Genomic DNA, 12,107 nt, shown 5'->3' on the forward strand with positions numbered 1-12,107 from the left:
AGCCACCAGCACAAGTGGCAGGCGCGGATCGGGCTGGGCACCGGCTCCGCCGTCGGCTCGGTGGTGGGGATCCAAAAGTACGTCTATGACGTGTTCGGCCCCGCGGTGAACCTGGCCTCCCGCCTGCAAGTCTTTGCCAATCCGATGAAAATCGTCGCGCCGGAGGAAATGAAGGATGCCCTGTCCGAGGAATTCCACGTGACCGACATCGGCCCCGAAGACATCAAGGGCATCGGCGAGGTTAAGCTGGTCAATGTCGGCGACGAGCTGAGCGCACCGCAGCCCGCCGGCCGCTTCTAGCTGTCCGGTTCAATCAGCCCCAGCCCGCGCAAATAGATGCCGATGCCGCTTTCGAGCAGGTCCTCTGGCGGGAAGGGGGAGGTGGCTCCAGGAGAGTTGCGCGCATAAAGCTCTACCACCCCGTGGCTCATCGCCAGCACATGCGCCGAGAACATCGAGGCCGGGGGGCGTTTGTGTTCGGGAATATGCTGGCTCAGGTCCGCCGCGGCGCGTTCCAGAATCTGGCGCGCGCGGGCGGCGGCGTCGGCCAGTTCCGGCGTGCGGTTCACTGAAATGCCGCTTTCGAACATGGCGATGTAATGGCCCGGGTGCTTGCGTGCAAAGGCCAGATAGGCACGGCCCGTCGCCTCGAACGCCGCCAGCGCCGAGGGTTGATACTTGTCATAGGCGTGCTGCATCAGGTCAGCGAACATGATGTAGCCCTGGCGCGAGGCCTCGGCGATCAGGTCTTCGCGCCCTTCGAAATGGCGGTAGACCGCCGCCGGGGTGACGCCTGCCGTCTTGGCCGCTTCCGACAGGGTAAAGCCGGTCGGGCCCTTGGCCTCGATCAGCTGCAGGGCGGCTTCGACCAGCGCCTGGCGCAGGTTGCCGTGATGATAACCGCGTTTAGGCATCCCAGATGTCCGGGCCTCCGCAAATTTCCGTGTCCAGGGCGCCGATGGCCTTGGCGTCCTTGTTGTCATAGTCGATGGCGGTCAGCACCGCTCGGATCGCCGCCAGCCGCGCCCGCCGTTTGCCGTCAGAGCGCACGATGGTCCAGGGGGCCTCAGGGCAATGGCTGCGTTCCAGGGTCTCGGAGATTGCGGCGGTGTATTCGTCCCATTTCTCCAGCCCTTTGACGTCGATCGCGCTCAGCTTCCATTGCTTCAGCGGATCGGATTCCCGCTTCAGAAACCGCCGCAGCTGCTCAGCCCGGCCGACATTGAGCCAGAACTTGAACAGCAGCACGCCGTCGTCCACCAGCGCCTGCTCAAACCCTTTCACTTGGTGAAAGAACCGCTCGCGCTGATCAGCGGTGCAGAAGCCGAACACCTTTTCCACCACGCCGCGGTTGTACCAGCTGCGGTCGAAGAACACGATCTCGCCGCCCGAGGGCAGATGCTCGATATAGCGCTGGAAATACCACTGGCTCTGTTCTTCTTCGGTGGGTTTGGACAGCGCCACAACCCGGGCGCCGCGCGGGTTCAGGTTCTCGCGGAAGCGCTTGATGGTGCCGCCCTTGCCAGCCGCATCGCGCCCTTCCAGCACGATGGCAATGCGGGTGCCGCTGGCTTTGACCCAGGCCTGCAGTTTGACCAGTTCGATCTGCAGCGCTTCCAGCTCCTTCTCATAGGTTTTACGCCCCATGCGCTCCTTGTGCGGGTAGCTGGGGTTGAGGATATCGTCCTTGTCCGCATCCTGGATCGCCTTGCGGACCTCCTCCGGCGCGCCGGTCTGGTAATAGCGGCTGATGGCCCCGTCAAATGGCAGCGTCATGTGCAAAACCCTTCTGTCCTCAAACCCTTATATGGGGAGAGAGTATGGAATGTGAATCGCATTAACGCAAACGTGCCCGGTCGGCAGCGCGGTGCACCGCGGCGGCAACCTCATCGGTTGCCACGTGGTGCGGCATGTGGCCGATCCCCTCCAGCAGGGTCAGGGCAGCACTCGGGACGTCCCGCACCAGCTGCCGCGCGTGGATGTTGGGGCTTACAGTGTCATCCGCGGTGCCGTGGATGATTTCGACCGGCACCCCGATGCGGCTGTACTGAGGCGCCAGCGCTTTCACTTCCGCCAGCAGGTTGGCGCGCTGCCGGGCATTGGCCCGCAGGGACTTGCGCCGCAAGGTCAGGCCGATGCCGAAATGCTGGGCATACCCTTCCGGCACCGCCTGCGGAGCAAAGACGGCGTCCAGCGTCTCCATGACCGTGGCGCGGGACACAAAGGCGGTGAGGGCGGGAACTGCGAGCGCACTGCCGATCCGCGAAGACGTCACCTTGTAGAAGGTGTCCAGCGGTGTGTCCCAAGGATGCGAAACGCCGGCAACAGACACCAGCGCCGCCAGCGCCTCCGGGTGGTCGACGGCCCAGGCAAGCGCCACTGCGCCGCCATAGCTTTGCCCCAGCACAACGGGTTTTTGCGCGCCCAGCTGCGCCGCGGCTTGGCGTAAAACATCAGCCTGCTGGCGGATCGTTGCGCCGCTGCCGTTCAGGCGGTCGGAATAGCCCAGGCCCGGCCGGTCAAAGACCAGGATACGGAAATCCCGGGCCAGCGCGGGCGCCAGCCGGAAGGTCATGTCCCGGGTATTGCCGCTGGAACCGTGGATCAGCACCAGATCCGGCGCGCTGCCCTTGGGCTGGCCCATCTCCACCACATGCACCCGGTGGCGGCCGACCACCAGCACCTGGCCCTGAGGCGGATGGCTGGCTTCAGCGGCCGCCTCGCGCCGCCCGGCCTGCCACACGGTCAGCGCGGCGCCGGTTGCGGCAGCAAGGCTCAGATAAACCAGCATCCTAGCGGCCGATCTGATCCAGCTCATATGGCGTGGTCTGGTAGATCTCATTGATCCAGTTGCCGTACAGCAGATGAGCGTGGCTGCGCCAGCGGTTCTGCGGCTGCTGGCTGGGATCATCGTTCGGATAATAGTTGTCCGGCACGTTGATCGGGGTGCCATTGGCCACGTCGCGGTCGTACTCCTGCTTCAGCGTATCGCTGTCATATTCGAAGTGATTAAAGATATAGAGCGCACGGTGCGCTTTGTCCTCAACCAGGCAGGGGCCGACCTGATCGCTGCCCAACAGGGTCCGCAGCCCCGGGGCCGCGTCGATCTCTTCCTGCTTCATCTCGGTCCAGCGGCTGACCGGGATCACGAAATCATCCGAGAACCCGCGCAAATACGGCGAGGCCGGCGCCAGGTTCCGGTGCCGGAAGCAGCCGAACGCCTTGTGGTCCAGCATGTGCTTCTTCACGCCGTGGAAATGGTTGATCATCGCCATGCCGCCCCAGCAGACGCCAAAGGTCGAATGCACGTTGGTCTGTGTCCACTCGAACACCTCGCGCATCTCGTCCCAATAGGTGACCTCCGGGAACTCCAGGTGCTCGATCGGCGCGCCGGTGATGATCAGCCCGTCGAACTTCTCGTGCTTGATCTCCTGAAAGGAGTGGTAGAACTCCTCCATATGCTCCGCTGCGGTGTTCCTGGTCTGATGCTCCGTCATCCGGATCAGGCTCAGCTCGATCTGCAACGGCGTGGCGCCGATCAGCCGGGCGAACTGGTTCTCGGTCTGGATTTTCTTGGGCATCAGGTTCAACAGCCCGATGCGCAGGGCCCGGATATCCTGGCGCGCCGCCTGATCCGGCGACATGACCATCACGCCTTCGTTCGTCAGAACGTCATAGGCGGGGAGGTCTGCGGGGATCTTGATGGGCATGTCACTGTCCTGATTTGCGGAAGGTTGTGCGATATAGCGGAAGCTGAGAGATAAGCGGCTTAGCCGCGGGCCTCAAGAGCCGAGGCGATCAAATCCACGAAACCGGCCTCATCCTTGACGGCAGAGATCTGGTCGGCGGTGACGGTGATGCCCCAATTATCCGCCATCGCCTGATAGCGCGGCTGGCGGTGCGCCAGCGCCTGGGCATAGGTCCAGCGGATAAAGGCGTCGGGGTCCACATCCCCTTCAGCTATGCCATTTTCCTTGAGATATTCTTGCCAGACCCGGTCCAGGAACTCCGGCTGATAGGACATCGGCTTGGGTGCGCGGTCGAACCGGCGCACCAGTTCCTCGGTATGGGCGTCGTCGCCCTTGATCCAGACCATCAGCGTGTGCTTGCTAAGCTCGGACAGGATCTGGTCGTTCGGGTCGTTTGCGTCGGCCCATTCGCAGATCGACCCGCCGGTATCGCAGATGAAATGCGGATAGCCGTAAAGCTGCTGCGCGCGGCCTTCGAAATACTCGGTGTCCAGCAGCGCGCGGATCTCGGCAACCCGGAACTGCTCCTGCCGCCGCTTGTATTCCGCGATGGGCAGCCCGCCCTTGGCCACATCCCCGGGCTTGCCCAGATAGGCGGCGACCGGCGTCAGGTTTTCAAAGGTGATGTTGGAGCCGATAAAGATCGAATCCGACAGCAGAAGCTCCCGCAGGAACGGCACTTTCATCGCCTCGGCCTTGGCATTGTCTGCGATGTATTCACCCATATACCGGGTGCCGATGCGGTAATCGACCGAGTAGTGGAACCAGCTGCCCGCACCGCGCAGGACGTTGCTGACATAGGTTTTGCCAAGCCCGGACATGCCAAAGAACAGCACCCGTTTGTTCGGCGCATCGCGCCAGTCCTGTGCGGAAGAGTAAAGCATTAGGTATTCGGTCCCTGAAGGTTTCAGGCCTTGCTAATCCTCTGCGCGGGCTGGGTCAATTCCGTGCGCGCTTGCGCCGCAACCGGGGCTTGCCGTTCAGGATGACAAGCCCGGCCGCCAGCAGCGCAAAGCCTGCATAGGCCTGCGGCTTCAGCGCCTCGCCCAGCACCCAGGCGCCCAGCACGATGGCGACGGGCGGGATGATCAGCGTGACCAGCATCAGGTTGCCGCTGCCCGCCAGCCCCAGCACCCGGTAATAGAGCAGATAGGCCCCGGCGGTGGCGATCAGCGAGAAATAGGCGATGGAGTTCCAAGTGCCGGTTTCCAGCGCCAGCACAGGCGCACCGTCAATCAGCAGCGCGGCCGGAATCAGGCATAGGGTGGAGCCGGTCAGCATCCCCGCCGCGGCCACTTGCGGCGGAAGGCCGGACAGATGCAGCCGCGCCCAGGCGCTGGCAAAGGCATAGGACACCGTGCCCGCCAGAACCGCCAGCTGCGCGGTGCTGCGGATGTCGAAACTGGCAAATTGCTCCAGCCCGATGGCCGTGGCCACACCCAGGAACCCAAGCCCCACTCCCAGCGCCTTGCGCGCCGTCAGCCGCTCATCGGCAAAGACCAGGGCAGCCACGATCACCCCGAAAATCGCCGTCGCCGCGTTCAGGATCGAGGTGAGGCCGGTTTCGATGTGCAGCTGCCCCCAGGCCATAAGCCCGAAGGGGATCACGTTATTGAGCAGCCCCATTACCAGAAAGGCGCCCCAGACCCGCGGGTCCTTGGGCACCGGCAGCCGCATCAGCAGCACCACGGCCCACAGGAACAGCGCCGCCCAGCCGCAGCGGTGCAGAACCAGGGTGACAACGGGGATTTCATCCAGGGCGATGCGGATCGACAGAAACGATCCGCCCCAGATCACGCCGAGCAGGATCAGCTCGGCCCAGGCGCGGGGGGATATGGTCTTTTGCGGGCTCATAGAGCTCAGCTAACGCGCAGGCGGGCGCCTGGCGACCCGTTTCTTGCGGCAAAAGAAAACCCCGCCCGGTTAGGGGCGGGGTGAATGTCTTGCCTGCAGTTTCGGCTGCCTTCCAGAGGATCAGAAGTTGTAGCCGACCTTCAGGCCAAAGCTCACAGCGTCGTTGTCGCGGAAGTTGGTGACCGGATTTCCGCCCGGAGAGGCGACCGCATCGCCCAGCTGGGTGTAGCGGATACCGGCAGAGATCGTCATCTGATCCTGCTTATACTGCACGCCCAGGCGGATCGCTTCATAGCCGTGGGTCGGCGCCAGCGGCGACACCAGGTCATCCCCGTCCACATCGGCGTAAATCAGCGCCAGCGAACCGGACCATTGCTCATTGAATCGGCGGCCAACACCCAGCGTGTAGGTGAAGGAGTCATCCAGGTCGATCAGGTCACGGCCAAGCGTCGTGGGGGCGAGGTCAGTCACACTGTGTTCTGCCCAGCGGATGCCGCCGAACAGCAGCGTGTCCTTGGCGACACCGGTCTGGAAATCCAGGTTCACCGATTGCGGTGTCTTGGTCGTTGTCGAGGTCGAAGCGTTTGCTGCCGGGAAACCGGCAAAGGTTTCGTCCACGTCGAAATCATGCTCGATCTCTGAGCTGTAGGTCAGCGACGCGCGCAGGGCGATCTCGGGGATCTCATAGGCAACACCGGCCACCCAGCCAAAGGCGCCGTCCTTGTTCACCCGCACATTGTAGGTGCCGCCGGGGATGGCCCCGTATGCGGCGCCTGCCAGGTTGATCTGGCCGTCAATTTCCTGATAGCGGAGGCCGCCGTGGACGCTGAAGCGCTCGTTGAACTTGTAGCGCAAAAGGGCGGTGATCGCGTTGGAATCCGCCTGTGCAGTTGTGCCGCCAAGCAGCACAGAACCGCCCACGGGATAGTTCACGTCCACACCCCAAGGCTGATCGAAGATCACGGCAAACGACAGCTGCTCGCTGAGGTCCCGCTTGTACCCCGCGCCGAACATGTTGAAGCGTTCGCCAACGTCGCCAGTGGCAGAGCCGAGCGGATTCAAGGTCGTCCGGTCATTGCCCGACAGGTCCACCGAAGTGGTCGCGAACGAGAATTCTGCGTAGGTGCCTTCTTCGAAAATAAGGCCGATCGGCTGCCCGGTCCGGTCCAGACCGCTGGCCATGGCAGAGCCCGATACCAGCGCCAAAGCCGCCGAGGTTGCAAGATAGCGTTTCATTGTTCCTCCCTGAATTGCGGCCGGTGCGGGCCGCTTTACGGGAAGGTAAGCGGGCTGAAATCCGCAGATCAACCGTAACCAAGCGGCAACTTGCCGGAAACGGTCAATTCCGGGCGGACCTGACAGGATTTCCTGCAACAATATTGAGATAATTGGCAATGCAGATGATCGCTGCGCCGCTCAGGACCCAGGCATCCAGCGCTTCGCCGTAAATCACCATGCCCAGGATCGCGATAGCGGGCAGGCGGGCAAAATCGACGGGCACCACCACGCTGGCGGGCGCCAGTGACAGCGCCGTGGTCAGGCAGAAATGCGCCGTGAGGCCGGCAATGCCGATCAGCACCAGCCAGGGCAGGGTAGAGGCATCCGGCAGCGCCATATCACCGTCCCAGCCCGCTGCCAGCAGCCCCATGGCCAGCTGCATCGCGGTCAGCCAGAACAGGATCGAGGCGGTTTTTTCATGTCTTGTCAGCCGTTTGGTCAGAATCGCGGTCAGCGCAAAGAAAATCGCGCAACTGGCCGCCGCGCCCAAGCCGAGGTTCAGCGTATCCGGACTGGGGCGGGCGACGATCAGGATGCCGGCAAAGCCCAGGCCAACCGCCAGCATCCGCCGCCGGTTCAACACCTCACCCAGCAGCAGCGGCGACAGAATGATGACCCACAGGGGCGAGGTGAACTCCAGCGCAAAGACCTGCGCCAGCGGCACCAGCGTCACCGCCAGAAACCACAGGTTCTGACCGGTGAAGTGGAAGACATTGCGCAGCAGATGCACACCCAGCCGGTCCCGCTGCACCTGATGCCAGCGCCCGGTGGCCGTCAGCACCGCCGCCACGATCAGCAGGCCCACCATGCTGCGGTAGGTCATGATTTCGAAGGTGTCGAGCGTCAGCCCGGCTTCGCGCCCGGCAATCGCCATGGCGGAAAAGGAGACGATGGCACCCACCATCCAAAGGGCCGCCAGTCCTGCCCGTGCTTCACCTTCTGCCATGCCGGCGCCTCTCTGTTTGCTCTGGCGGGAACAGACAGGGATACCGGCCGGCGGTCAAGCACAACAACAGCCCGGCCGCAGCAGAAGCGCAGCCGGGCCGGGCCGTCAGTCTGGCAGGACGGGCGCTGTCTGCGCCCCGGAAATCAGGCCGCGGCGCTGTGCAGGGCGGAGGAGTCCAGGGTGCGGCCTGCATCAATATAGGCGGTGGCGATAGCTTTGGCGTCGAACTTCAGCCGCCCCAGCAAGGTGCGGATTTCGGCGGTCAGCGCGTCGTTGACCCCGGACTGGTTGAGGGTGGCGTTTTTCTTTTCCGGCAGGACCGGCACGCCGTCGTGGCCCAAAGCCGCCAGCAGCCTGGCGGCGCCGTCCGGCTTGGTCGCCTCTTCCAGCCGGGCCTCGACGAAATTGATCCGGTCGCCGTACTTGAGCTGGTAATAGGCATAGCGCGCTTCCATCTCCAGCGCGTACCAGATGGCCCAGCCGATCTGCCCCAGCTTTCTGAGGGTCGACGGGTTCACCATCACGTTGCGATAGTTCATGTCGAGATACCATTGCCAGGGAATGGTGATGTTCTGGAAATCATTGCGCCCGACATAGCTGGCGCATTGCTTGGCCAGGTCGCGGCGCAGAATGATCACGGTGGTGCGGTTGCAGATGCTGCTGTCTGCCAGCGCCTCGATCAGACCGCATTTGCCCAGGGTGTGATTGGACTCGGCATAAGGCGCCTGGAGCGAGGCCAGCTTGTTGCGCCAGAAGTCCCGCGTCACACCGTCCATGCCGAAGGTGTTGAACCGGCGCATATGCCGGATCTCCGGCATCGCCGTGCCGAAATCCTCGACCCCCAAGGGTTCATGGACAGAGCGCACCTTCAGGTTTTCACCCAGGAATTGCGCCAGCCATGCGGTTCCGGTCCGCCCGGCGGACAGAGTGAAGATGAAATCATTTTTACTGCCCGTTTCCCGCGCACCCGCGGCCGGCACCGTGCCAGGGCGTTTGTAGCCGAACTTGCGGATTTCGGCGCCGCATTGTTCCGCGACGACATCTGCCGCGCCCGGGTGCCGCGTATAAAGCGTTTCGGGGTCGGTGCCGCTGCGCGGGCGGATGGCGCCCTTGGCACGCAGGCTGGAGAACCGCTCCCACAGCCCATCGACGCCAAGCGCGGCGATATCTTCCTCCAGGTGCTCGTAGCGCAGGTAGACGTCCATCGCATCCGGCCCGTCCAGCGGAGCGATACGGCAGTTCTCGGTCAGCATGCCTTTGAATTCACGCACGAACTTTCCGAATGGAATGCCGGATGCGTCAGCCTTTTCCCAGTAATAGCGGGAGATGATGGCATCATAGGGATCCCGCCAGATGGTGACTTTGGTGTAGCTGTCCCAGATCTCCTGCGGGATGATGGCTTTCGCTTCGGCCGCCGGGATGTGGTTGTAGAATTTCGCGGCGGTGTCCGTGCCGTCCGGCCAGACCTGCTGCTTGTGATTCTGCGCGCCCGGATAGCCCAATTCTGCACGGGTCGCTTCGTCGTCGGGGGAAATCGGTGTGATGACACTGGTTTCGTCGCAGAAACTGGATAGGGCGATTTCAAAAGACGTGCCGCCAACCTTCTTGGTCTTGATGAAGATAAGTTTCAGCGGGTGGCAAATGATCATTGGATTCTCCAAACCAGCGGGCGTTGGGGAAATTATCCGATGAACAACTGTCGGTTTGGTTAATGCGATGAAAAACCGCTTCGACTTTTTATCCTATTTTTTCGCCGGGCAGCAGCACAAAAAGAAACCCCGGCCGCTGGGCCGGGGTTCTGGAATGCAGGTCATTCCCACTCGATGGTGCCCGGAGGCTTGGAGGTGATGTCATAGGTGCAGCGGTTTATACCCTTCACCTCATTGATGATCCGGGTGGCGGTTTCGCCCAGGAACTCATGAGTGAACGGGTAGTAGTCCGCAGTCATGCCATCAACCGAGGTAACTGCGCGCAGGGCGCAGGCGTAATCATAGGTGCGGCCGTCGCCCATCACGCCGACGGTGCGCACCGGCAGAATCGCGACAAACGCCTGCCATATCTCGTCATAGAGGCCGTGCTTGCGGATCTGGTCGATATAGACCGCATCCGCCTCGCGCAGGATGTCCAGCTTCTCGCGGGTGATCTCGCCCGGGCAGCGGATCGCCAGGCCCGGCCCCGGGAAGGGGTGGCGGCCGATGAAGCTCGCGGGCAGGCCCAGCTCGTGGCCGAGCGCGCGGACCTCGTCCTTGAACAGCTCGCGCAGCGGCTCCACCAGTTTCAGGCCCATCTTTTCCGGCAGGCCGCCCACGTTGTGGTGCGACTTGATGGTGACGGAAGGGCCGCCCGAGAAGGAGACCGATTCAATCACATCCGGGTAGAGCGTGCCCTGCGCCAGGAACTCGGCGCCGTCGATGGTGTCGGCGTGTTTCTGGAACACGTCGATGAACAGCTTGCCGATGATCTTGCGCTTGGTTTCCGGGTCCGACTGGCCTTCCAGCTCACCCAGGAACAGATCGGTTTCATCTGCGTGGATCAGCTGGATGTTGTAGTTGTCGCGGAACATCTTGACGACTTCTTCCGCTTCGTTCTTGCGCAGCAGCCCGTGGTCGACAAAGACGCAAGTCAGCTGATCGCCGATCGCCTCGTGGATCAGCACCGCCGCGACCGAGGAATCGACGCCGCCGGACAGGCCGCAGATCACCTTCTTGTCGCCGACCTGTTCGCGGATCTGGCGGATCGCCTCGTCCTTGTAGGCGCCCATGGTCCAGTCGCCGGTGAAGCCTGCAAGCTTCACAAAGTTCTCATAGAGCGTCTTGCCGTTCGGGGTGTGGTGCACCTCGGGGTGGAACTGCACCGCAAAGAAGTTGCGCTCCAGGTCCGCGGTGATCGCGAAGGGCGCGTTGGGGGAGGTGCCGTAGACCTCAAAGCCCGGCGCGATCTTGGAGACATGGTCGCCGTGGCTCATCCAGACCTGCTCGCGCTCTTCCAGGAACCAGCCGTTGAGCAGCGGGATGCGCTCCTGGCTCGGGGTCACATAGGCGCGGCCGAACTCGGCAGTGCCGTGGCCGGAAACCACCTGGCCGCCCAGCTGGTGCATCATCACCTGCTGGCCATAGCAGATGCCCAGGATCGGCACGCCATAGTCGAAAATCTCCTGCGGCACACGCGGGGAGCCCTCGCGGGTCACGCTGTCCGGCCCGCCCGAGAAGATCACTGCCTTCGGCGCCATCTCGCGCACAAAGTCCATGGTGACATTCTGATAGGGGTGGATTTCGCAATAGACGTTCAGCTCGCGCAGGCGGCGCGCAATCAGCTGCGTGACCTGGCTGCCAAAGTCGATGATGAGAAGGCGGTCATGGGATGTCTCTGTCATGCACGCGCCATAGGGCAGGAACGCATTTTCTGCAAGAGGGTTTGGCGCTTGGCCCGCGCGCAGCCCGGTTTTTCACGGTGCCGCCGCACTGAGCCCGCAGAAGGTATGCCAAAGTCCACCGCTTGCGGGGAAAATGCCCCGTCAATGTCGCTTTTCAACTTGAATGGCCGTAATCCTGCGGCGCGGCGCCGCGCGGTGGCTATAATACCCTCCGCAATGAAATGCCTGTGGTGAGGATAAACCATGACAGAAGCAGCACCGCGCCGGCGCGCCCGGGGTGGCGGCGGCGCCGCCCGCCGCGCAGAACGCACCAGCGTCAAAATCGAGACGGCCAAGTACATCGAACGCAATATCCCGAACTTCGAAATCCTGAACGACGAAGCGCTGGAGATCATCGAGTACAACGCGGAAACCATCCTCGAAGAGGTCGGCGTCAATTTCGTTGACAACCCGGCGGCGCTGGAGCGCTGGCGCGAGGCGGGCGCGGATGTGCAGGGCGAGCGCGTGCGCATCCCCCGCGGCCTGGCCCGCAAGCTGTGTGAAACCGCTCCGTCGGAATTCACCCAGCATGCCCGCAACCCCGAGAAATCGGTGGTCATCGGCGGCAAAAACCTGGTGCTGGCGCCGGTCTACGGCCCGCCGTTCGTGCGCGACGCCAACGGCGGCCGCCGCTATGCGACCATGGCCGACTTCAACAAGTTCGTGAAGCTGGCCTATATGTCCAAGTGGCTGCACCACTCCGGCGGCACCGTCTGCGAGCCCACCGACATCCCGGTGAACAAGCGCCACCTGGACATGTTGATGGCGCACATGACCCTCAGCGACAAGCCGTTCATGGGCTCCGTCACCGAACCCAGCCGCGCCCAGGACTCGGTCGACATGGCCGGCATCCTGTTCGGCAAGGAGT

Annotated in this window: 12 protein-coding genes; 2 read left to right on the plus strand and 10 right to left on the minus strand. The window is 63.0% G+C overall.

Annotated features, from left to right (window positions below; all coding sequences use genetic code 11):
• A partial coding sequence (locus tag AC4HIX_RS20490) for an adenylate/guanylate cyclase domain-containing protein (RefSeq protein WP_490400308.1) occupies nt 1-300 on the plus strand: 300 nt, incomplete at its 5' end.
• Here AC4HIX_RS20490 and AC4HIX_RS20495 read toward each other — a convergent pair.
• The 10 genes from AC4HIX_RS20495 to guaA all read right to left on the minus strand — a co-directional run bounded on the left by AC4HIX_RS20495 (nt 297) and on the right by guaA (nt 11,200).
• Nucleotides 297-914: a TetR/AcrR family transcriptional regulator gene (locus AC4HIX_RS20495; protein WP_490400309.1), complete on the minus strand. Its 618-nt coding sequence runs from the start codon at nt 912-914 to the stop codon at nt 297-299. The genes AC4HIX_RS20490 and AC4HIX_RS20495 overlap by 4 nt on opposite strands.
• Nucleotides 907-1,776 (minus strand): polyphosphate kinase 2, encoded by an 870-nt coding sequence (ppk2, locus tag AC4HIX_RS20500; protein ID WP_490400310.1) that lies wholly within the window; start codon nt 1,774-1,776, stop codon nt 907-909. Before ppk2 ends, AC4HIX_RS20495 begins: the two co-directional genes overlap by 8 nt.
• 61 nt (nt 1,777-1,837) lie before the next feature.
• Nucleotides 1,838-2,791: an alpha/beta fold hydrolase gene (locus AC4HIX_RS20505; RefSeq protein ID WP_475053143.1), complete on the minus strand. Its 954-nt coding sequence runs from the start codon at nt 2,789-2,791 to the stop codon at nt 1,838-1,840.
• Nucleotide 2,792: 1 nt separating this feature from the next.
• The gene (gene metA / locus AC4HIX_RS20510) at nt 2,793-3,710 is read right to left on the minus strand and encodes a homoserine O-acetyltransferase MetA (protein WP_490400311.1); all 918 of its coding nucleotides are present in this window, start codon (nt 3,708-3,710) and stop codon (nt 2,793-2,795) included.
• 59 nt (nt 3,711-3,769) lie between these two features.
• Nucleotides 3,770-4,633, minus strand: coding sequence for an ATPase (locus tag AC4HIX_RS20515; protein WP_475052331.1), 864 nt, complete (start codon nt 4,631-4,633; stop codon nt 3,770-3,772).
• Nucleotides 4,634-4,688: 55 nt separating this feature from the next.
• Nucleotides 4,689-5,603 (minus strand): DMT family transporter, encoded by a 915-nt coding sequence (locus AC4HIX_RS20520; RefSeq protein ID WP_490400312.1) that lies wholly within the window; start codon nt 5,601-5,603, stop codon nt 4,689-4,691.
• 120 nt (nt 5,604-5,723) lie between these two features.
• Nucleotides 5,724-6,839: an OmpP1/FadL family transporter gene (locus AC4HIX_RS20525; protein ID WP_475052328.1), complete on the minus strand. Its 1,116-nt coding sequence runs from the start codon at nt 6,837-6,839 to the stop codon at nt 5,724-5,726.
• A gap of 103 nt (nt 6,840-6,942) precedes the next feature.
• Complete coding sequence (locus AC4HIX_RS20530; RefSeq protein WP_475052326.1) at nt 6,943-7,827, minus strand: DMT family transporter; 885 nt, start codon at nt 7,825-7,827, stop codon at nt 6,943-6,945.
• Nucleotides 7,828-7,970: 143 nt separating this feature from the next.
• Nucleotides 7,971-9,476, minus strand: a complete 1,506-nt coding sequence (locus AC4HIX_RS20535; protein WP_490400313.1) for a hypothetical protein — start codon at nt 9,474-9,476, stop codon at nt 7,971-7,973.
• 161 nt (nt 9,477-9,637) lie between these two features.
• Nucleotides 9,638-11,200, minus strand: coding sequence for a glutamine-hydrolyzing GMP synthase (gene guaA, locus AC4HIX_RS20540; protein ID WP_490400314.1), 1,563 nt, complete (start codon nt 11,198-11,200; stop codon nt 9,638-9,640).
• Nucleotides 11,201-11,443: 243 nt separating this feature from the next.
• Between guaA and AC4HIX_RS20545 the strand changes: the two genes are divergently transcribed.
• Nucleotides 11,444-12,107: trimethylamine methyltransferase family protein (locus AC4HIX_RS20545; RefSeq protein ID WP_490400315.1), on the plus strand; the 664-nt coding region annotated here is incomplete at its 3' end.

Source organism: Leisingera sp., from assembly GCF_982940295.1.